The sequence below is a fragment of the Parabacteroides sp. AT13 genome, from assembly GCF_002272965.1.
GTDB lineage: Bacteria > Bacteroidota > Bacteroidia > Bacteroidales > Tannerellaceae > Parabacteroides > Parabacteroides distasonis.
In genome coordinates this window covers 1757127-1780405 of sequence record NZ_NQMH01000001.1, presented here as the reverse complement: position 1 = coordinate 1780405, position 23279 = coordinate 1757127, and the positions used below count along the sequence as shown (strand labels likewise).

The following is a 23279-nucleotide window of genomic DNA, read 5'->3' as shown; positions in this document are numbered from 1 at the left end:
ATATATAATATTATTCTTTCATTTGTATTCTAAAACTACTATTAGATGGAGAATATATTTTTTGTAAAGTATCCTAGAATGTATCTAGTGGAGGATACATTTATTGGATATGTATATAAAGTACGAGACAAAATGGATTTATTCCTTAACTTATCAAAAGCTCTAGTGTTTCCTAATTATTTTGGAGAAAATTGGGATGCTCTTTGTGAAGTTTATAGGGATTTTGACTGGATATCTAATAATGATATTGTAATAATACATGAAGATTTATCATTGTTAGATGAGTATGACTTAAGAATGTATTTGAAAATAATTAAAATAACTCTTTCATTTTGGGCTGGTTTTAATGATCATTCTGTATGTTTTATTTTTTCAGAGAAAGATAAAAAACGAATAATGGATGTCGTTGATTTAATGAAATAAATTTTGTGTTAACTTAATTTATCGAATGTGCTTTATATGTTTGAAGTATTTTTAAAAGAATAAATGCTATGAAGAAACAGATAGAAGACTGGCTTTTGGAATTAAGCCATAATGAAGTGATACCAGAAAATATAGTAGCACTGAATTTTGGTATTTTTGAGTCTGAAAATGGATATTGTGTTTATTTGATAGGCTCTGAAAGTTATGATGTGGACGATGATGATTGGGCTTGTGATGTTGATTATGAGCCGGTCGATAAGTATCTAAATATTGAAGGTGTTGATGTGGATCCGGATAAGTTCTTAAATGAGGTAATTACGATCTTATTGGACATTATTTCATTGGAGAAGGTTAGTGCTTGGTTATTACATACTAAGTATATAACTGTAGGATTTGATGATGGAGTGTTGGAGAAAATTAGATAGATGTGATTTATGGTTAATTTTATAAAGCAAGGTGATATATTCAATCTGAATGGAGTTCGCAGTTACGCTCATGGTTGTAATTGCGCCGGAGCGATGGGAAAAGGCATAGCGTTGCAATTTCGGGAGCGCTACCTCAAAATGTATGCAGAGTTATTCTCTTGATTTTAAGCGGTAATAAGAAGGGGTTTATTTAAAAATAGGCTGTTTCGTGATGGAAAATGAGACAGCCTATTTTTTGTTTGAGTTTTTGTATATGTACTGATATCGAGTTCATCTCATGAGTATGAAGAATTATGGCTTGGGTATTCTGGGTAGTCCTGTCTAGGGTTGGTACTTTAGGTGTGGCTTTTGATTATGGATGATCATATCCTTAAAGGTATAAAGCATACTTCTAGTATGAAAACAGGCTAAATAGAGGGAGAGATAATCTACTTTATCGTTTTAAGTATAGGAATCATAGATTTTGTATACATTTGTAGACGTATCTAAAACTCACATCTATCTCATAAAAGTGAAAGAATATGGAAGTTGTATTAAAACTAAACGCACGTTTGCAACCGATGCATAGACATGAATTAGAGGATGCGATTCAAGGTGTACTTGAGAAGGAGCAAATGGGAGAAGTAACAGGGGGTGGTACGGTTCAAAATCCAGACGGCGAGATTGTAAGTTGTGATATAGATATCCATCTAGCTGGTGATAAGTGGGATCATGTAAGTTTTTTGGTAAATTTACTAAATCGCTTGGGTATCCCCAATGGTTCTGCCTTGCTAGGGATAGATCGTAAATTTAGAGTGGAAGTTGGGACTTTGGAGGGATTGGCTTATTATCTTAATAATACAGATTTACCCGATGTAGTCTACGAAACCTGTGACATTAATCATGTGGTTGAACAAATGGAGTTGGCAATGAAGGGAATCGGCGGTTTATATAGCTATTGGGAGAGCGATGCATACACGGCCTTGTATTTTTATGGAAATTCTTATTCCGAAATGAAACAGAAAATAGAGCCTTTTGTCGCAACATATCCCTTGTGCCAAGAAAGTCGTATTGAGCAAATTGCTTGAATAATAAAACCTCTGTTAAAATAGAAGGTTAGATATCCCTGTATTTAGGAGATCAGTTGATGAGCTTGGAGGATTGTGTTCAAGGTATTTTCGGTGTTGCTCTTCGGGTGGTATCGGGAATGATATGGTAGCGGTTTTGAAAGATAATTAAAAGGAATAGGTTGTCTCATAGTGAAAATGAGACAGCCTATTTTTTGTTTGAACTTTTGTATATTGATATGTTGGTTTCATACAGCAAAAGGTAAGGGCTTGTTCAATGGTTTGGATAGAATGGTTTGTGATAAATAATTTTTTGTGGCTAAGCACGTTTTATTATTAAATCTAGGTACTTAGAAAGAATGAGGAGTTTAGAAAGTGGATGTTGAACTTATAAATGAAAAATGAAAATGATTAAATGTTTGTCTGTCTTATTTGTCTCTTTTCTGTTTCTAATGACAGGATGTGCGCCCAAAGTCATTACAAATATCTCTAAAAGTTACCCGGCAAGCGTAACTGCGGATAAGGTTCGTTTGTATGAGCTGGGGGAGGCTGTTCCTGCCTCGGCAGAGAGGATCGGCAATGTTTCTGTAGTGGATAACGGAGTGTCTACTAAATGTAATTATGATCAGGTTGTTTGGTTGGCGAAACAAGAAACGGCAAAAGCGGGAGGTAACGCATTGGCGTTGACAGACCATCGGAAACCTTCATTATTGGGTAGTAGTTGCCATCAGATAGCCGGTAGTATGCTTTTAGTGTCGGACACGGCGGCGTTTCGGGCCGCTCCTCTATCGAAAGCTTTGGATTTGGAGGAAGAGGCTGTCGTGGAGAAGTCTTCATTTGAGCATAACACGATTTATGCGAATATAGGTTACGCTTTTGTGACCAGTAAATTTTATTTGCCACCGGGTGGGTCTGGCCATCCTAAAAACGGATTGGATTGGCAAGTTGGGTATGATTGGATATCAAGGAGCGGTTTCGGTGCTGGCTTATTGTATTCGGGATATAAATCGTCTTATACTTATTCGGGAATAGATATTAACGTGGGGCTTACTTATGTCGCTCCTCAATTTGTGATGAAACAAATCATAAACCGATGGATCGTGGAAGAGAAAATAGGTATAGGATATTTTAGTTACCGGGAATCGGCGAGGGGGATAAGCGAGTCCTTATCCGGTGTAGGATATAATTTCTCATTAGGCGCAGAATATCTTTTGTCAAAGCATGTGGGAGTGGGCTTGAATATCGGTTATGTAGGAGGTTCCTTACCCAAGCAAGAGAATGTCTCTTACGATAAAGGAGATTACTCTGGCTTATTTCGTTTGACTTTTGATGCGGGGGTACGATTCCATTTCTAGTATTGACGAAAAAATGTTATCAAGATGTTGAAAATAGGATGTTTATGGATGATGTTGTCTATCAGTGTAACTGCATTTGCTCAAGACACTTCTTCTGATTGTGATAAAGAATATTACGATAGGTATGGAAGATGGATGGAAAATCATCTAGTGACATGGTGGGGTGTCCCACCAGTTTTGATGAGATCGTCCGGTAAATATGCGGATTTGATTTGTGAGAAGTTATCGGAGATTAATTATGAGGATACCCATTTTTTTATAACATTTTTGATAGATGAGAATGGGATACCTTATTGTAGCTCGTCTTCTTGGGAGAAAGGTATGGATGGAGAGGATAGGAATACTATACAGGAATTGTCAAAATCATTTAGGTTCATCTCAGCAAAAAATGGAGATTTGGCCGCTAAAAGTTTCTATAATTTTGTTCTTAAAAGAAGCAAGGACAGTGGACAATGGCATTATTCGGAGTCATTGATGTTTGAGAAAGAACAAGATAAATTATTGCCGGATGGGAATATCGTAGAAAATATGAGCCTTGTGATTGCAACTGATCGAGACACTGTTTTGATGGGTGATACTGTAAGGGTAAGCTTGCGATTTAAGAATATATCGGATAAGGATAAGCTGTTTTATCCGGGAGGAGTGATTATGATATACGAAAAATCTATGCGAATGAGTTCTAGTATAATGCCTCCTAGTTTCATATTGTCGAAGGGAAAATCGGATCAGTTACAAAATATACCGTCCGGTTTAGTCTATGAGATTAACTACCCCGTAATTGTATCATCCCCATTGTTTAAGGAAGGCGAGAATAGGTTAATGTTTAGATATCATTGGGGATTGAATTTATCTAAGAAAAATGTAACTGATAATATAATATATGGAAACTTGTATAGTAAAGAGGTTCGTACATATGTAGGAAGTGATTTGTGTGTATTTGGTTTATAGAACTTCAATTCTACGTCTTTTTAGTTTGAAATCCGGATAAAGTTTGTATCTTTGGAAATAGCTCTGAATATAAGTGTCTTACTTCTAAAATATATGCGTTATGAGATACCTAATTTATTTTTCACTATTTCTTTTGCAGTTGGCGTTTATCTCTTGCGAGAAAGAAGAGATAATAGAGGATACACCTAAAGAAACACCCTATTATCTGGGATATTTTGAGGGGGCGGTAAACGGACAGGATATTTCTATTAGGAATAAGTCGGCTTCATGGAGATATATAGATGCTGGATTTTATTCGGAAGTAAGGAGGGGAGAATGGGAGGTCTTGAGATGTTCGCATTGGACGATTCCACTGGATCGCGAACATTCAAGCCGTTATGCGATGAAGGTGGTATTGCTCCCATTACAAGAAGGAGAATATAATATAGAGAAGGGGATTCGGACACAAGAGGAGATAACGTCTTATATCCGGATAACGGATTCACTAAATAAGGTGGAATATTGTCCTTTAAAAAAACCGTTTAAGGTCTATGTGGATAGTGTTCGTTACCATGAATCGTCCATGATGCCATATATTGAGGGAAAGATGGAAGGGACTTTATATAATAGGTACGATGTAAATGATTCTATCGTCGTAAAAGATGCTATATTCGGTATCCATTGATAGTGGATGATATACCGCTGCCTTACGATATTTTGGCTATTTTTAATTTTTACCTTCTGAACATTTAGTGGTTCACTCTGTTCTAACAAAGCATTGGATATCCGGCATGTATTTAGTAGTGAATTAATTAAACGTCAAAATTATGAAGGTGAAAATATTATACACGGCTTTAATCTCATTGATCGCGGGAGGAGCGATGGCGCAAGATTGTACGTTCTTCTTTCCGCAAACAGAGGGAACGGTATGGGTCCGTAAAGGATATGACGCGAAGGGAAACTTACAATCTGTTATGAGTTATCAAGTGGATGAGGTGGAAACATTGCCTTCCGGCCAAGAGGTGGAAGCGGACTACGTATATACTAATCCCTCCGGTACGATCGTGAACAAAGGAGATATCAAGGCATACTGCCAGAATGGAGAATTTTTCCTCGACTCGAAAGAGACGCTCTCTTATCCGGGAGTGGTATCGGAAATGAATACGAATGTGGATATCACGGAGAACTTTATAAATTACCCAAATCCGTATGCGGCTAATTTCGATAAGAATAACGTGTATTTCGACGAGGCTTCCGTAAAGATCTACGATAAGAAGAACCGGAAGAATCGTAAGGATATGGCCATTAAGGACCGTGAGTTTATTAAAACGGAAAGCATAACAACTCCTGCCGGTACGTTCGATTGCGCTAAGGTAAAATATAATATCGCTACACGTTCCCCTAAATCAAAGGAGACAATCACTGGGTATGGCTATGAGTGGTACAGCCCGAATGTAGGCTTAGTGCGTACAGAACAATATGATAAGAATAACGTATTACAATCCTATACGGTATTGGAAGAATTAAAATAAAAAAGGCGACTACAATCTTATGATTTGTATTAACCGGTTTAAGTGGATACGCTGTTGCTGAGAAGTGACAGCGTATTTTCTTTTATGGGAAAGATTGGGCAATTTTCTTTTTGTTTGACGTTTTTCGTTAACTTGCGGCAAATTTCGGAAAATGGAAAGAGAATATAAATCAAAAGTGGGATGGTGGTATCATCTGGTGATTATCATGGTGGTAATTGGTTGTGTGGCTGCGTTTTTGCGTACCAATATATCGGCTATAGTGGGTATGATGGTCGCTGCGTTGGGGGTGCTTCATGTTTTCTTTAATACGTATTACCGGATAACGGAAGATGATGTGTTGATAGCGCATTGTAGTATTTTCCCGGAGAAGAAGATCGCTATCGCTGATATAGAGGCGTTGGAATCTACCGTGATGCCGGTGTCCAGCTACGCCCTTTCGTTGGATCGGCTGATCATATGGAGCAATGGGAAACCTTGGATGCTCATATCTCCGACCAACCGGGCTGATTTTATCAAACAGTTGAGAAAGATAAATCCTAATATACAACTTAAATAGATCTAATAGTATGAAATACGATGTCGCTATAATCGGTGGAGGTCCTGCCGGTTATACTGCCGCGGAGAGAGCGGCGCAGGGTGGGCTTTCCACGATTCTTTTTGAGAAAAACGCATTGGGCGGGGTTTGTTTGAATGAGGGATGCGTGCCGACAAAGACGCTTCTTTATTCCGCTAAGACGTATGATAATATCAAGCATGCTTCCAAGTATGCGGTGAAAGCGGAGAATCCTTCTTTTGATCTCCCGAAAATCATCGCCCGTAAGAATAAGGTCGTGAAAAAGCTGACAGCCGGTATCCGTATGAAAATGACGGAGCATGGCGTGGTGATGGTTACGGCGGAAGCTTGTATCCAAGGGCGTGCGGCCGACGGGACGATTACGATCGCCGCCGGAGAAGAGCTATACGAGGCTGCGAACCTTTTGATCTGTACGGGATCGGAAACGGTAATTCCTCCTATACCCGGATTGGCGGAGACGGAATATTGGACGAGCCGGGAGGCGTTGCAATCGAAGGAGCTTCCGGCCTCTTTGGTGATAATCGGTGGAGGCGTGATCGGTATGGAGTTCGCTTCTTTCTTCAATAGCCTTGGGGTAGAGGTACATGTCGTGGAGATGTTGGATAAGATATTAGGCCCGATGGATCGTGAGCTGTCCGAAATGTTGCAAGCGGAATACACTAAACGGGGGATCAAGTTCTATCTAAGTCATAAAGTGACCGGGGTGCATGGAACCGAGGTTTCTGTAGAGAAAGACGGGGAGACATTCACGTTGCATGGCGATAAAGTCCTTTTGAGTGTAGGGCGTCGTCCGGTTACGAAAGGTTTTGGCTTGGAGACACTGGCTCCGGAGCCTTTCCGTAATGGGGTGAAGGTGAATGAGTACATGCAGACTTCCCTGCCAAATGTATATGCTTGCGGTGATATTACCGCTTTCTCCTTACTGGCGCATACGGCAGTTAGCGAGGCGGAGGTGGCCGTGGATCATCTCTTGGGCAAATTGCGCCCGATGAGTTATAAGGCTATTCCGGGTGTCGTTTATACGAATCCGGAGATCGCCGGTGTCGGGAAGACAGAGGAGGAGTTGCAGGCAGAAGGTATTTCGTATACCGTGAAGAAAATACCGATGGCATTCTCTGGGCGTTTTGTCGCGGAGAATGAGATGGGGAATGGTGTTTGTAAGTTGATCTTGTCGGAGGATGAGACGTTGATCGGTGCCCATATGTTGGGTAATCCGGCCTCGGAGTTGATCGTGATCGCCGGAATCGCTATTGAGAAGGGGATGAAATCGGATGAGTTAAAGTCGTTTGTGTTCCCGCATCCTACGGTAGGAGAGATTATTAAGGAAGCGCTTTATTGAAATAATTATGTACCTTTGTGCCGATAATAGCGGCACATGGGTACATTTGAAGGATATGTAGGGATTCGTTTGTGGGACGGACAATTGGTGGACGATGTGGTCTTTAGCCTTTTGTTCGTCTTATTTATGTGTTTTGCGTTGGTGTTCCGTACCAATTATCGTTTATTCCTGAAGATGATGCGTGATGTGGTATATGTGAAAGAACGTCAAAATTTATTTGAGGTAACGAGGGGGAGCGAATGGCTCTTCCGGAATTTCATGACGTTTCAAGCCTTGTTTCTTTGTAGCGTTTGCCTTTTTGCTATCGCTAGGGCATATGGGTATTTCAACCATTTGCTAGAAAATACGGTATTGATATCTATTGGGTTGATAATGATGGTATTGATGCTGTTTTATTGGTGTAAGCGCTGTTTCTATTATTTATTGGGGGTTGTTTTTACGGACGCTCCGAAATACAAGTTTTGGAAGACTAATTATAACGCTATTATAGGAGCGTGGGGGATCTGTTTATACATTCCGGCACTTTGGTTGGTATTCGTGGGGAGCAGTATACAGATTCCTGTTTTGTTGTTTGTATTTTTCTATATTCTGTGTCGTTTTGTGATAATTTATAAGACCATACGGATATTTCACAGGAAAAATAGCAGTTTTTTATATATTAGTTTGTACCTTTGCGGCCAAGAAATATTGCCTTTAGTTTTTCTGTATGAAGGCATTATTTATTTGTATAACTTTATCGAGTCAAGTACTCTATGGCATTGAATATTAAAAAATTATTGGTATCACAACCGAAGCCTGCATCGGAGAAATCACCATATTTCGATATTGCAGAAAAATACGGTGTGGAAATAGATTTCCGCCCGTTCATCAAGGTTGAACCTTTATCTTCCAAGGAGTTCAGGCAGCAACGAATCTCGGTTTTGGATCATACCGCCGTTATTTTTACGGCTCGTACGGCTATCGATCATTTCTTTCATTTATGCGAGGAATTGCGTGTGGCTATCCCGGAAACGATGAAGTATTTCTGTATGACAGAGGCGATCGCTGTTTATCTCCAGAAGTATATCGTTTATAGAAAACGTAAGATTTTTTATGGTCAGACCGGTAAGGCAGATGATTTGGTGACTGTTATCGCCAAACATGCGAAGGAGAAATACCTAGTACCTGTTTCCGATGTACATAAAGATGATCTATTCGCTTTGTTAGACGCGAAGAAAATCAACTATACGAAAGCGGTGATGTTCCGTACGGTGAGCAATGATTTCGCGAAGGACGAGAAATTCGATTATGATATGTTGGTTTTCTTTAGTCCGTCGGGTATCTCTTCCTTATTGAAGAACTTCCCGGATTTCAAGCAAGACGATATAAAGATCGGCTGTTTTGGCCCTACTACGGCAAAGGCTGTTAAAGATGCGGGTCTGCGTTTGGACGTTGAGGCTCCCACGGTGGAAGCCCCTTCTATGACTGCTGCTTTGGATTTATATCTGAAAAAACAGCAAGACGGTAAAAAATAATGACGACAAAAAGGTATACCCTTTCAAAAGAAGAACGCCTGTCGTGGAAACGTTACATTGACCTATTATTCGAAAAAGGACAATCGTTCGTGGCGTTTCCACTGCGGGTCGTTTATTTACCGATGGAGGAAGAGATGCCTGCCCGTGCTTCCTTCTTAGTGAGTGTACCGAAGAAAAAATTTAAGAGAGCCGTAAAGCGTAACTTGATCAAACGACAGGTACGTGAGGCTTACCGGGTTCGTAAATATGATTTACTGGAACCGTTGGAAGCGAAGAATAAGGGCATGTTAATCGCTTTCCTGTACCTCGATAAAGAGATCCATCCGTACGCTGTGATGGAAAAGGCAATGAAGAAAGCGATCCATATCCTTCGGGATAAAGAATAATGAGACGCTTTTTTACCACATTACTCTTATTGCCGGTTTATTTCTACAAATATTGTATCTCTCCTATGACACCGGCTTCGTGCAGGTATACGCCCACTTGTTCCGAATATGCGGTGCAAGCCTTGAAGAAATATGGCCCTGTGAAAGGATTGTATCTTGCGGTTAAACGAATACTTCGTTGCCATCCTTGGGGTGGGAGCGGTTATGATCCGGTTCCGTAACGCCATGGGTTATTATGATATACATACGCATCAGATGCCTTTCCATAAGGAGGATATCGCGATTATAAATAGGATCGTGAGTCCAATGGGTGATATGCAGCCGGGTTCACTTCCTGATACGGTTATTCGCTCATATGGTATTCATCCGTGGTATATATATAATGTAAAGGAGCAGATGGATCTACTTAGGGTATTGGTGTCTGGTTCGGGAGTCGTGGCGATCGGAGAGGCTGGACTTGATACACTGGCCGAATCTCCAATGGATTTGCAAAAAGAGGTGTTTCTGGCACAAGCCAATTTAGCGGAGGAAACACATAAGCCATTAATCATCCATTGCGTAAAAGCGTGGGCGGATCTCATTGCCTGTAAAAAGGCCGTGAAACCGGAGATGCCTTGGATTATCCATGGCTTTCGAGGTAATGGTGAACTTGCCTCCCAATTGGTTCGCTTGGGGTTTTATCTCTCTTTTGGAGATCGTTTTAATCCGTCGGCTTTGCGTGCCGCATGGCCTGATTTCCTTTTCTTGGAGACCGATGATAAATCGATTGATATCCGCGGGGTCTACCAAAATGTAGCGGAAGCGTTGGATATTCCGGAAGAAAAGCTGCGGATTCAAATCGCTAAAAACGTTTCTATCTTCCACCTAAACGGATAATTATCAATTATCAATTTTCGATTCTCAATTAAAAAGTCGTACCTTTGCCTCGTATGAGATAAAGTGACAAATATATTAATGTAATACGATATAAATTAATACGATGAATTTTGTAGAAGAATTAAGATGGAGGGGCATGATCGCTGATATGATGCCCGGGACGGAAGAGCAATTGCAGAAAGAGTTGACATCGGCCTATGTGGGGATCGATCCAACGGCAGACTCTTTGCATATCGGACACTTAGTAAGTGTGATGATGCTGAAGCATTTCCAACGTGCCGGTCATCGTCCTATCGCTTTAGTGGGTGGCGCTACCGGTATGATCGGTGACCCGTCTATGAAGTCTGCTGAGCGTAATTTGCTGGACGAGGCTACTCTTCGTCACAATCAGGATTGCATCAAGAAACAATTGGCTAAGTTCCTTGATTTTGACTCCGACGCTCCTAATGCCGCTAAGTTGGTGAACAACTATGACTGGATGAAGGATTATTCTTTCTTAAATTTTATCCGCGATATCGGTAAGCATATTACCGTGAATTACATGATGGCTAAGGATTCTGTGAAGAAGCGTTTGAGCCGCGAATCCAGTGTAGGTATGTCTTTCACCGAGTTTTCCTATCAATTGCTACAAGGCTACGATTATTTGTATTTGTATGAGCATGAGGGTTGCCGTCTACAGATGGGTGGTACCGATCAATGGGGTAATATCACGACTGGTACGGAATTGATCCGTCGTACGTTGGGAGGGGAGGCTTATGCCTTGACTTGCCCGTTAATCACGAAGGCTGACGGTGGTAAGTTCGGAAAGACGGAATCCGGTAATATCTGGTTGGATCGTCGCTATACTTCTCCGTATAAATTCTATCAATTTTGGTTGAACGTAAGCGACGCTGACGCCGCCAAGTATATCAAGATCTTCACGGACTTGAGCCAAGAAGAGATCGCCGCTTTGGAGGCGGAGCAAGAGGCCGCTCCTCATTTGCGTCCGTTGCAGAAACGTTTGGCGAAAGAAGTGACTGTTATGGTTCACTCTTTGGAAGATTATGAGGCCGCTGTCGAGGCTTCCAATATCTTGTTTGGTAACTCCACTCACGAGGCTTTGTTGAAATTGGATGAGGACACATTACTAGCCGTATTCGAGGGTGTTCCTCATTTCGATATCTCCCGTGATGAATTGGCCGCAGGAATCAAGGCTGTTGATTTGTGTACTGAAAAAGCCGCTATCTTCCCTTCAAAAGGTGAGATGCGTAAATTGGTACAAAGTGGTGGCGTAAGTTTTAACAAAGAGAAATTAGCGGAGGTTGATACTGTAATTGATTGTTCTTCACTGCTTGACGATAAGTATTTATTGGTTCAAAGAGGTAAGAAAAATTATTATTTGTTGATCGCAAAGTAAAAAAATAATCAAAAAATTTGCAAGGTAAGATTTTATTCTTACCTTTGCATCGCTTTAGTAAAGCAATCGGATTGTCTCATGGTGTAATGGTAGCACTACAGTTTTTGGTTCTGTCTGTCGAGGTTCGAATCCTCGTGAGACAACTCAACAATCCAGAGAGAGGGATGTCAATTGTGGCATCCCTTTTTTATTTTGTGACATTTTCTCGTATAGATAGCTTATCCGATTAATCCCTAGGGAAAATGGGGTAGTACTTACTTTGGCCATGAAGTATATCTTCTCTGCCACTTGAAGTATATCTCCTGTGGTATTCGCAGTATAATTGCGGGGATAACCTTGCGATGTGTTTTTCATCTACACTTTTATTTATTTTTTATATATTTGTGGAAATTCTGATTTAAATCAATATTGTTATGTCACGGTCATTTCTTTTGTTTGGTTTTATCCTATATAGTGTTTTCTTGAGCAGTCTGGCGAATGCTAGTGATATCGATTTGTCTGCACCCATGGATAAAGGCGGGTGGAAATTGATATGGAGTGAGGAGTTTGACTATACGGGATTTCCTGATTCTACGAAATGGTCTTATGATACGGAAGGTAATGTATATCAATGGGGAAATAACGAGGCTCAATATTATACATCCGGCAGAAAGGAGAACGCTTGGGTCTCGGATGGGGTATTGAGGATTACGGCCTTGAAAGAACCGATGGAAGGTCGTTCATATACATCGGCTCGTCTGATTACGAAAGGAAAAGGGGATTGGTTGTACGGACGTTTTGAGATTCGGGCGAAACTCCCGACCGGACGAGGGACATGGCCGGCCATCTGGATGCTTCCAACGGATTGGGAATACGGGGATTGGCCAAAAAGCGGGGAAATAGATATTATGGAAAATGTGGGCTATGATCCTGATACGATCGTAGGTTCTTCGCATACGGAAAAATATAATCATGCGATCGGAACTCAAAAAAATGCTAAAATTGCGTGTCCGGATTGTTATAAAGCGTTTCACGTGTATGCCTTGGAATGGGAGGAAGATGAGTACCGGCTTTATGTAGATGATCAATTATACTTTACATTTAAGAACGAGGGGATAGGCTATGAGGTTTGGCCTTACGATAAACGCTTTCATATCTTGCTGAATCTGGCGATCGGTGGGAATTGGGGAGGCCAAAAGGGTATTGATGATTCTCTTTTTCCACATGTGTTTGAGATTGATTATGTGAGAGTTTATAAGAAGTAGGGTGTAACGTGATGTTTTTTTATTTACTTTTGTGGTACATAACATTCTGTACTATATAGTGAAGGAGATACTTAAGAGGACGTTGGTTCGTATGTTGATTTGTTGCGTTATTGCCTTGTTGTTTTGTATAACGGGGAATGCGAAGGTACCCTATATTCCTAAAATCATCAATTATTCCGTAAGCGATTACAAAGCGGGAAACCAGAATTGGGCCGTCTCCCAAGGTCCGGGAGGAAAGATGTATATTGGGAATAACCGGGGGCTTTTGGTTTTTGACGGTATTCACTGGGATCTTGTGAAATTACCGAATAATCTAGGTGTCCGTGCTTTGTATATATCGAAGGACGGACGTATTTATGTTGGCTCTTTCGAGGAGTTCGGGTATTTTGAGATGGATGACGAGAATGATCTGATTTATCATTCACTCAGTTCGTCTGAGATGAACGTCTATCTTAATAATGATGAGTTCTGGACGATTAATGAATATAAGGGTGAGATTTATTTTCAATCATTCCGGAGCTTTTTTATTTATGACGGGGAAAAAGTAAGAAAAGGTGTATCCGACCTGTCTCCATTGTATATTTTCACATTAGACGATCATCTATACGTTCAGTTCATGGAGGGAGGAAGCTTTTGTCGAATGGATGACGGCCAGTTTACAGAGTTACTATCGAAAAAGGTTTTGGAGGATGATGTGGTTTCGGTCTTGCCATTTGATCATCAGCTATTATTGGTCTCGGCTCGTAGTGGATGTTTTATCTATGATGAGGTGCGTAAAAAATTGTCTGTGTGGAATACACCAGCCAATGAGATATTAAAGGAAGGGATCGCAAACAGGGGAGTCATGATGAAAGATTCTACTTTTATTGTGGGTACGATTTCTAATGGGGTTGTAGCGATTAATAAGCAGGGGGAAACTTTGTGGCATATCAACCGGGAGAATGGCTTGATTAATAATACGGTATTGAGAGTATTTGCTGATAATTCGGATAATTTATGGGTTACATTGGATAATGGTATCGCGCAGATACATGTGAATTCTCCGATCTATTTTTATGAACCGCTTGAGGCCCAGATTGGTATGGTGCATGATATGGTGATAGAGAAGGGTATTGTTTATTTAGCTACGAACCAAGGTCTTTATGCGTTATCTGAGAATGATAGTTATCCAACCTTGATTCCCGGTACTCAAGAACAGACATGGTATATCTCCGATGTCGGAAATCAACTGATTGCCGGACATAATACAGGTACCTTACAGCTAGAGGGCCGAAAAGCTACTCAGATACCGGGGCCCAATGGAGGGGGTACCGCATTACGTAAGACAATTATCCATGGAAAGGAAGTTTTACTCCAGATGTCTTACCGTCCACTCAGTGTTTTCACCCGGGATATGGTTACTAATCGTTGGAAATTTAGCCATAATGTAGAAGGATTCTCTAATTTGATCAAATCGTTTGAGGTTGACCCTACCGGCAATATATGGGCTAGCCATATGTATAAAGGTATCTATCGTCTTCGCTTGAATGAGGATTTGAGGAGCGTGAAAGAGATGGAGTATATCGGAAAACTGGAGGAAGGTAATGAGAGTGGTACGATTAATGTAATGAAATTACGCGGACGTATTGTTTTCTCGGATGGGAGTAAGTTTTATACTTATGAGGATTTGACTGGAAAGATCGTTCCTTATGATTTGTTGAATGAGGATTTTCCCGAGTTAAGCGATACCTATCGGGTTGTTTCCTTGAATAATGATTTATATTGGTTTATCCGGAATTCGGAATATGTATTGTTAGGATATGAGTCTGGGCGATTCCAGTTAAAACAGCGTATTCCTTTTACTTTGTTTGATAATCCGACCATAGAGGATAGGGGAAATATTTATGTGGCTTCCGACGGGACGTCTTATTTTTGTCTAAACGGGGGGATCGCTCGTTATGACAGATACCGGAATTATGTGGATACGACTCGAGTTCCATTAAGTTTGTCGCAGGTAAGGGCCTATAATCGGCATGAAAATGAGTTCGCTCCGCTCCCTTGCAAGGGAGCGGACGCACCGGAAGCCGGTGCGTCCGTATTGAGTTATAGCTATAATACGATTCTTTTTAAGTTTTCGTATCCGGATTTTACGGGGCGCCGTTTCCTGATCTATTATAAACTGGACGGGTTTGATAATGAATGGATAGAAGGCACCAGTAATTTTCAACGGACTTATTCTAATTTACCGTATGGTAATTTTGTGTTACATGCGGTTGTGAAAGACGATCGAGGAAAAGAGCTATCTTCTCTGTCTTATCCATTCAAGATCGAACGTCCATTTTATAGCTCTTGGTGGGCGCTGATCATCTATTTTGCTTTGTTTTTATGTATACTGGTCGTATTAGTGAGAATGTATACGATGTGGATTGTCATGCGTGAGAAAAAAGTTAACGAGGAGCAAAAGAGATTGCAAGAAGAGCAATTGAGGGCGCAAGAGCAATTAATTGTCAAGCTAGAGAATGAAAAATTAGAAAATGACCTTACTTATAAGAGTAAGGAATTAGCCAGTGCTACTTTGTCTGTTATCTCTCATAATGATTTCCTTGAAGGTCTAAAAAAGGAAATACAAGCTCAACAATTATCGGGAAGTTATACGAAACGATTCTTCGATAAGCTCATCCGCATGATCGAAGAGAATATATCAGGCGAGGATGAATGGGCCATTTTCCAGACTAATTTCGATCGTATCCACGAAAAGTTCTTTACGAATCTAAAAGAGCGGTATCCCGATTTGACTCCGGGCGATTTACGATTATGCGCTTTATTACGTTTGAATATGCCAACTAAGGATATGGCTCGTATGCAAAATCTTTCCGTACGTGGTATCGAGGCGGCGCGCTATCGATTGCGTAAAAAACTAAATCTACCGGAGGGGCAAAGCTTGGTAGATTTCATGATCCAGTTCCACTAAGAAATTTCATAGTTATGAATGAAAAATATCATAACTATGAAATAAGAAAATCATAACTATGAGTTTTCCTTGTCATTTTTGTGTTCCCATATTTAGTGAGATGTGTTTAATAACATATAATGTTCTCCTTTTGAATTAACAAATGTATTATAACTGAAAATAAGATAATTAATATGTATTGCAGTAGTATAAAAGTAGTAATTTTCTGCTTGCGCAAGGCTTGCAGTAGTGTTGAAGTATACAAAAATTTGCCCTTTTTTAGGTTTGGGTGTTCATTTGCTTCAAATTTAATAATGAGTGTAAAAACAAATGTTCAACTTTAAAACTAGAATGAATGAAAGCTAAATTAATGCTTTGTTTATGCCTGTTACTTGCCGCGACAACAATGTTTGCGCAGAATCTGACAGTTACCGGTGTGGTAACTGAAAAGGCCACAGGATACCCAGCTATCGGGGTGAGTGTTTTGGTTAAGGGTACGACGAATGGTACCATAACCTCTATGGATGGAGACTATACTTTGAGTAATGTTCCCAAGAATGCGACTTTAGTATTTAGTTATGTAGGTATGACTACACAAGAAGTTCCGGTTAACGGACAGACTGTAGTAAATGTTCTTATGAGTGAGGATACGCAAAACTTGGAAGAGGTTGTCGTTATCGGTTATGGTACGAGTAAGGCTAAGGATTTGACAGCTCCAATTGCCGTGATCAAGGCTGATGAGATTACGAAACATGCGACATCATCTCCGATGAGTGCTTTGCAAGGAAAAGTGCCGGGTGTGCAGATTACGAATAGTGGCCAGCCAGGTTCCGGTCCTTCCGTACGTATTCGTGGTATCGGTTCTATGAATACGGATAGCCAACCTTTGTATGTTGTAGATGGAATGTTCTTTGATAATATTGATTTCTTGAATAATAGTGATATTCAAGATTTGTCTATTTTGAAAGATGCTTCTGCCGCTTCTATTTATGGTGTACGTGCGGCGAATGGCGTAGTCTTGGTTACGACAAAGAAAGGTGCGTTGAATCGTCCTGCTACGGTTACTTATGATGGTTATGTTGGCTTTCAAAAGGCTACGAATGTATTGAAAATGGCTAATAGTGAGCAATATGCGACTATGATCAGTGAGATGGGTAATGAAACCTTACAGGCTGTTGTAAATAACGCTAAAAATGTTTGGGGAACACTTCCGAATACAAACTGGTATGATGAGATCTTACATACAGCTTTAACTCACAACCATTCTTTAGACATTTCTGGAGGTACTGAAAAAGCTACTTATTCTGTGGGTACCTCTTATTTGTATCAAGATGGTATCTTGGATTCTAAAAATGATTACTCTCGTTTCAATTTGCGTACGAAAGCGGATTATAAGGCTTTTGATTGGTTGAAAGTAGGAGCTAACGTTGTTTTGAGCAACTCTACGCAAAACTTGCCAAACGGCGAGGTTTGGTTAGCAGCTTTCCGTACACCGGGTATTATTCCTGTATATGATGAAAATAGCTCCTTGAATCCGTATCCTACGAAATATGGTTCTCCTGCCCAAATCGGTTTGAGTGAGTATTACTACAATCCGGTTGCTCAAGCGGAGTATTATGATTCTAAAAATTCAATGTTGCGCGTAATGCCTTCTTTCTATGCGCAATTCGACTTCTTGCCGGAGAATAAGTTATTCTTTAAAACGGCTTATAGTCAAGATATCAATGTTATCCAGACAAGAGCTTATACTCCAGAATTTTTGGTTGGTGGAACTCAGTTGAATTCGACTCCCCTTTTGAATAAGAAGAATGATATTTATCACAGTTGGATTTTAGATAATACATTGACCTATACAGATACGTTCGGTGATCATGGTTTAACTGCGATGTTGGGTCAATCCGTACGTGAAGAGAACTGGCGTAACCTATGGGGAGAAGCTACAGGTGTTCCGGGCGGACACGAGGAATATTACTATTTGAATCAAGGTAATGCGGATGGACGTAAAACTGGCGATGACGGTACGACTTATCGTGGTGTTTCTTGGTTCGGTCGTGTATCTTATGATTATAAAGGCAAATATTTATTGTCTGCTACAATGCGTGCTGATGGTTCTTCCAAATACCAAGAAAAATGGGGTTATTTCCCTTCTGTAGGTGCTGCTTGGAATATTTCAGAAGAAGGATTCATGAAAGATCAGAAATGGGTTGATTATCTGAAATTACGTGCGAGCTGGGGTAAGTTAGGTAACGATAAGGTTGCGGCTAGTGATGGTTTCGCTTCCATTACGCAAGATATGGGTACCTCTGGTATATTTGGAGGAAGCGCTGTTCCTGGTTATACGAACTTGGTTTATTTTAGTTGGTTAGGTTGGGAAGTCGTGAATGAGACGAACGTCGGTTTAGATTTTCGTACGTTGAATAGCCGTTTGACAATAGAGGCAGACTGGTATTATCGTTTGACTCAAAATGCCGTGATCGACGCTCCTCTGCCAATGGGTGCCGGTAACTTATTAGGTAACAGAGGTGAGATTTTGAATACAGGTGTTGAGTTGTCTTTTAACTGGGCTGATAAGATCGGTAAAGATTTCTCTTACTACATTGGAGCAAACTTGACAACCTTGCACAATGAGGTAAAAGATTTGAATGGTTTATCTTATTTATATGGTGGTTCTGCGGAGTTCCGTACGATTTCTCAAGTTGGTGGTGAGTTGAATGCTTACTATGGATATGATATTGAGGGTGTTTATCAGAATGCCGCAGAGATCGCTGCTGATCCGATTGCTGTAGCAAATGGTTTGGAGCCCGGAGATTTCAAGTATGTTGACCAAAATAAGGATGGTAAGATTGATAATAAAGACCGTGTAACATTGGGTTCTTATATCCCGAACTTCAATTACGGTATCAACTTAGGATTCTCTTACAAGAATTTCGATTTCTCTATGGTTATGCAAGGTGTAGCTGGAAACCAGATCGTAAACCGTAAACGTGGTGACCGCCGTTGGCACTCTGAATTGAACTATGACTTAGATCAGTTCGAGAATCGTTGGACAGGTGAGGGCTCTACTAACGAATATATGTCTGCGAAAGGTTCTGTAAAACCTTGGAATATCTCTAACTTTAACTCATTCTATGTAGAAGATGGTTCTTATTTCCGTATTCAGAATGTACAAGTTGCTTATACATTCCCGAAGAAAGACTTTGGAAAATTCAAGATGCCGAGCATTCGTTTGAGCTTGACTGCTGATCGTCCTTTGACTGTTTTCAAGGCAAACAGCTTCAGCCCAGAGTTGGGTAGTAAGAACGAGAAAGGTGAGATAGCATCTTCTTCTTATGGATTTGATGAGCGTGTATATCCTTTAGCATCTTCTTATACGTTAGGTCTTCGTATTATTTATTAATCTTTAAATGCTAATCAGAAGTATATGAAAAATATATTAAAAAAACAGATTTTATGGGCTATCCCTTTAGCCTTTTCATTGCTGACATCCAGTTGTAGTGATTACTTGGATAAGCTTCCAGAGAATACTGTAGAGGTAGAGGGTATTGATTATACGAATAAATCGAATATGTATATGCCTGTTTCCGGTGTATATGCGACCGCTCGTGGTTATCTGGGGTCTTGGTCCTCGTATGGATGTATCATAGTTCGCGGTGACGATGTGAATAAAGGAGGATCTCCTACGGACCAGATTGAGTATGAGTATGCTAGTAAATTCCAGTATGATCGTTTGACTACTTTCTGGGCATTAAGTGGCCTTTGGGGAAACTGCTATTATGTTGTCTCTACTTCTAATTCAGCATTGGAGTCTTTAGAGAATTATGCTAAACATTTGACGAGTGAGTCAGACAAGCAATTAAACGCTCAATATGCTGCTGAAGTTCGCTTTTTCCGAGCATATGCTTATTTCCAGTTGGTAAATTTATTTGGCGATGTGCCTCTTTTGTTAGACAATCAAGAACTGAATGTATTCAAGAATACGAAAGAGGATGTAAAGAAGTACATTTATGACGAGTTGGATTATTGTATAGCAAACTTACCGGCTATTCGTCCGAATGAGTCTGAGCATCCGGGAGCGGTTACAAAATATACCGCTGAGATGTTGAAAGCGAAACAGAAGATGTATGATAATGAATGGGATGAGGTATTGGCCTTGACCGAGGATATCGTCAATAGCGGAAAGTTTGAGTTGTATAATGACTTCTATGAGTTGTTTAAGATTCCGGGAAAATTGTGTAATGAGTCTTTGCTAGAGTATCAATTTACTGACTTTGGAAATGGAAGTGGTGATATCGTTTCTTCTGACAACTGGTTTGCGTTCCAAGGTCCTCGTGGAGAGGCTCCTATCTCTGGATGGGCATTTATTGAGCCGACTGAGAAAATCCGTAATTTATTCTCTAAACGTGGTGAATCGGTTCGTGCGGAAACAACGTTCCTCATGACGGATGCCACTACTCGTGACGGTGATTATATTCCTGTCGCTCAACCGGGTGAACCGACTGCTTATAATGGAAAGGCTTATACACCGGCTAATCAAATGACTCCGGGACGTACTGGATATGGCGATAATAATAATATCCGTGTATTCCGTTATGCTGATGTGTTGTTAATGAACGCTGAGGCTAAAGTTCGTAAGGGACAAAATGGAGACGCTCCATTAAACTTGGTTCGCGAACGTGCTGGTTTAGCTCCGATTGCAAATGCGACTTTGGATCAAATTCTGGAAGAGCGTCAAGTTGAGTTGGCATTGGAATGGGGCGAACGTTTCTTCGATTTAGTCCGTACGGACAGAGCCACTCAAGAACTTCCGGGTTTTGTGAAAGGAGAAAGCGAATATTATCCGATACCACAGGATCAAATTGACTTGAATCCTAACTTAGAAGCTGAGCCTGTGCCTTTTGAGCCGGAAGTAACAGAGTAATATAAGATTCTCATTATTTACTAGACCTTTGTAGTTTGGCAAGGCGGTGTCAACCCGTTTGGCACCGCCTATTTTATCTCAAATCATATCGTTTATTTATATAAATATCAGCATCATGAAACACATCGCATTACTAACTACTCTCTTATTGTCCGCCAGCTTGCAAGCGGTGGAGAAACCTTACGACTATGTTTTCTTCGAGAATAGCTTGATGAAAGGGGATTACTTTTATTCTCAAGCGAAATATACCTCACCCTCTTGGATTAAAAATGCGAGACATCATCTTCCGGTTGCCGGCTCTGTCGCTTTTACGCCCGGCAATTCCTTGGAGCTTACCTATGTATCCGCTCCCGGTGGAGATTGGTATAGCGAGATACAATATTGCCCGGTCCGTGGCAATGACTTCTTTCGTGAGCCCTCTACGCTCTCTATGCAAGTGCGGTTGAGAGAGAGCATGAATGCTGCCGCTCTTCCCAATATCGCTATTCGTTATGCGGACAGCACGTATACCCAATACCTAAACCTGAGAAATTATCTGAAAGATACACGTCCCGGCGTATGGCATTCCGTATCTATTCCTTTGAAGGATTTCGGATTAAACGCCGTGAACGATACGAACATCAAGAAATTAGCGGCCGTAGCCCTTCGTCCCGGTACGGCCGATGGAAACGAATATACGATTTATCTGGACGATATAGAGCTTTTGCCGGCTTCCCTCCCGTCGGTAAGTGCCTTAAACGCTCCGGTCTTGCAGGAAGCCAAGGCGTATGAGCGTCATATCGATATCAAATGGATTCCTCAATCGAAGGAGGATATAAAATACTATCGCATTTACCGTTCTTTCGACGGGATCACTTACCAGCCGGTCGCTGTCCGCCGCCCTTGGATGAATCGTTATACTGATTTCTTGGGAGAGGTTGGTAAAAAGGCTTATTATAAGGTGACGGCCGTGGATTATGCGCTGAATGAATCCAATGATTCCCAGACAGTCTCGGCCACTACCTATCCAATGACGGACGAGCAATTGCTGGATATGGTACAGGAAGCGAACTTCCGTTATTATTGGGAGGGAGCGGAGCCGAACAGCGGTCTTGCCCGTGAGAATATTCCCGGACGGAATGATATGATCGCTACCGGGGCTTCCGGCTTCGGTATCATGGCGATCGTGGCGGGTATCGAACGGGGATTTATCACCCGGGAAGAGGGCGTACAGCGTTTCTTGAAAATCACTTCTTTCTTGGAGAAAGCGGATAAATTCCATGGGGCGGTCTCTCACTTTATCGATGGGACAACCGGGAAGACAGTCGCTTTCTTCGGCCCGAAAGATAATGGAGGTGATTTGGTGGAGACCTCTTTCTTATTCCAAGGGCTGTTAACGGCTCGTCAATATTTCAACCAAGAGAATGACAAGGAGAAACAAATCCGTAAGAGCATCGATAATCTATGGAAAAACGTGGAATGGAGCTGGTATAAGCAATTTAAGGACAGCCCATATCTATATTGGCACTGGTCTCCAGATCAGGCGTGGGTGATCAATCATAAATTGATCGGCTGGAATGAGACCATGATTACCTATATGTTGGCTATCATGGGGCCGAAATACGGAATCTCTCCGGAGATGTATTATAGCGGCTGGGCCAGCCAAGAGGAGTATGCGCAAGAATACCGTGCCGATTGGGGGCGTGTAGAAGATGGTAAGATGTATACGAATGGCAATACTTATTATGGGGAGAACTTGAAAGTAGGTGTCTCTAATGGAGGTCCTCTTTTCTTTATCCATTACTCCTATCTCGGGCTGGACCCACATAAGTTCACGGATAAGTACACGAATTATTTCGAGAACAACCAGAAAATGGCAAAGATCAATCAACGGTATTGTATCGAGAATCAAGGGGGGTATGTTGGTTATGGAGAAGATTGTTGGGGATTGACCGCCAGCGATTTCGCTTGGAACTATCAAGCTCAGGAGCCGATGCCGCACAGGGATAACGGAACGATGGCACCTACGGGCGCTCTGGCTTCTTTCCCTTATACGCCGGACGCTTCCATGAAAGCCTTGCGGAATTATTATCGTAACCACGGCAGCTTCTTATGGGGTGAGTACGGTTTCCGGGATGCTTTCAACTTGACTGTAAATTGGGTATCTCCCTTATTTATGGGATTGAATCAAGCGCCTGTAACGGTTATGATCGAGAATTACCGTACGAATCTGTTGTGGAACCTTTTCATGAGCCATCCGGATGTCCAGAAAGGTATCCAAAAGATTCAATCCATAAAATAATAATGCGACAAAAAACAACAATAACTTATCTTGAACATAATATGCTGGCATGTAATAGAATAAATAGGGCTATCGCTTCTTGGAAAAAACATGTACGTGTTTTCTCGGAAACAT

Annotated in this window: 21 protein-coding genes; all 21 read left to right on the top strand. The window is 41.1% G+C overall.

Going from position 1 to position 23279, the window contains the following annotated elements; all coding sequences use genetic code 11:
- Positions 1–45 precede the first annotated feature (45 nt).
- The 21 genes from CI959_RS07500 to CI959_RS07395 all read left to right on the top strand — a co-directional run bounded on the left by CI959_RS07500 (position 46) and on the right by CI959_RS07395 (position 23165).
- Entirely contained in the window at positions 46–423 is a 378-nt protein-coding gene (locus tag CI959_RS07500; protein ID WP_005860314.1) for a barstar family protein, read from the top strand.
- Positions 424–491: 68 nt separating this feature from the next.
- On the top strand, positions 492–848 hold the full coding sequence (locus tag CI959_RS07495) for a hypothetical protein (RefSeq protein ID WP_005860312.1): 357 nt from the start codon (positions 492–494) through the stop codon (positions 846–848).
- A gap of 9 nt (positions 849–857) precedes the next feature.
- Complete coding sequence (locus tag CI959_RS21500; RefSeq protein ID WP_154396539.1) at positions 858–1010, top strand: hypothetical protein; 153 nt, start codon at positions 858–860, stop codon at positions 1008–1010.
- Positions 1011–1369: 359 nt separating this feature from the next.
- A complete protein-coding gene (locus CI959_RS07490; protein ID WP_005860310.1) occupies positions 1370–1915 on the top strand; it encodes a hypothetical protein in 546 nt (181 codons plus the stop codon).
- A 380-nt stretch (positions 1916–2295) separates the two neighbouring features.
- The gene (locus tag CI959_RS07485) at positions 2296–3249 is read left to right on the top strand and encodes an outer membrane beta-barrel protein (RefSeq protein ID WP_010182623.1); all 954 of its coding nucleotides are present in this window, start codon (positions 2296–2298) and stop codon (positions 3247–3249) included.
- 24 nt (positions 3250–3273) lie between these two features.
- Entirely contained in the window at positions 3274–4197 is a 924-nt protein-coding gene (locus tag CI959_RS07480; RefSeq protein WP_005860307.1) for a hypothetical protein, read from the top strand.
- A 100-nt stretch (positions 4198–4297) separates the two neighbouring features.
- Positions 4298–4861, top strand: coding sequence for a DUF5025 domain-containing protein (locus CI959_RS07475; protein ID WP_005860305.1), 564 nt, complete (start codon positions 4298–4300; stop codon positions 4859–4861).
- A gap of 142 nt (positions 4862–5003) precedes the next feature.
- Positions 5004–5708, top strand: a complete 705-nt coding sequence (locus CI959_RS07470; protein WP_005860303.1) for a hypothetical protein — start codon at positions 5004–5006, stop codon at positions 5706–5708.
- A 151-nt stretch (positions 5709–5859) separates the two neighbouring features.
- On the top strand, positions 5860–6264 hold the full coding sequence (locus CI959_RS07465) for a PH domain-containing protein (RefSeq protein WP_005860302.1): 405 nt from the start codon (positions 5860–5862) through the stop codon (positions 6262–6264).
- A 10-nt stretch (positions 6265–6274) separates the two neighbouring features.
- Positions 6275–7621 carry a dihydrolipoyl dehydrogenase gene (gene lpdA, locus CI959_RS07460; protein WP_036630615.1) on the top strand — a complete coding sequence of 449 codons (1347 nt, stop codon included), beginning with the start codon at positions 6275–6277 and terminating at the stop codon, positions 7619–7621.
- Positions 7622–7657: 36 nt separating this feature from the next.
- Positions 7658–8383, top strand: coding sequence for a DUF4271 domain-containing protein (locus tag CI959_RS07455; protein ID WP_008773164.1), 726 nt, complete (start codon positions 7658–7660; stop codon positions 8381–8383).
- On the top strand, positions 8380–9135 hold the full coding sequence (locus tag CI959_RS07450) for a uroporphyrinogen-III synthase (RefSeq protein WP_029257164.1): 756 nt from the start codon (positions 8380–8382) through the stop codon (positions 9133–9135). Before CI959_RS07455 ends, CI959_RS07450 begins: the two co-directional genes overlap by 4 nt.
- Positions 9135–9521, top strand: coding sequence for a ribonuclease P protein component (rnpA, locus tag CI959_RS07445; protein WP_036630613.1), 387 nt, complete (start codon positions 9135–9137; stop codon positions 9519–9521). The genes CI959_RS07450 and rnpA overlap by 1 nt, the downstream gene beginning before the upstream one ends.
- The gene (gene yidD / locus CI959_RS07440; RefSeq protein WP_005863660.1) at positions 9521–9742 is read left to right on the top strand and encodes a membrane protein insertion efficiency factor YidD; all 222 of its coding nucleotides are present in this window, start codon (positions 9521–9523) and stop codon (positions 9740–9742) included. Before rnpA ends, yidD begins: the two co-directional genes overlap by 1 nt.
- Complete coding sequence (locus CI959_RS07435) at positions 9726–10397, top strand: TatD family hydrolase (RefSeq protein ID WP_049762359.1); 672 nt, start codon at positions 9726–9728, stop codon at positions 10395–10397. Before yidD ends, CI959_RS07435 begins: the two co-directional genes overlap by 17 nt.
- Positions 10398–10500: 103 nt before the next feature.
- Positions 10501–11793 (top strand): tyrosine--tRNA ligase, encoded by a 1293-nt coding sequence (tyrS, locus tag CI959_RS07430; RefSeq protein ID WP_008773162.1) that lies wholly within the window; start codon positions 10501–10503, stop codon positions 11791–11793.
- Positions 11794–12206: 413 nt separating this feature from the next.
- A complete protein-coding gene (locus tag CI959_RS07415) occupies positions 12207–13037 on the top strand; it encodes a family 16 glycosylhydrolase (RefSeq protein WP_008773161.1) in 831 nt (276 codons plus the stop codon).
- 91 nt (positions 13038–13128) lie between these two features.
- Entirely contained in the window at positions 13129–15987 is a 2859-nt protein-coding gene (locus tag CI959_RS07410; RefSeq protein WP_008773160.1) for a triple tyrosine motif-containing protein, read from the top strand.
- A gap of 334 nt (positions 15988–16321) precedes the next feature.
- Positions 16322–19363 (top strand): TonB-dependent receptor, encoded by a 3042-nt coding sequence (locus CI959_RS07405; protein WP_005863650.1) that lies wholly within the window; start codon positions 16322–16324, stop codon positions 19361–19363.
- Positions 19364–19387: 24 nt separating this feature from the next.
- Positions 19388–20884, top strand: coding sequence for a RagB/SusD family nutrient uptake outer membrane protein (locus tag CI959_RS07400; RefSeq protein WP_008773159.1), 1497 nt, complete (start codon positions 19388–19390; stop codon positions 20882–20884).
- Between the two features lie 115 nt (positions 20885–20999).
- Positions 21000–23165, top strand: a complete 2166-nt coding sequence (locus CI959_RS07395) for a glucoamylase family protein (RefSeq protein ID WP_036651640.1) — start codon at positions 21000–21002, stop codon at positions 23163–23165.
- Positions 23166–23279 lie beyond the last annotated feature (114 nt).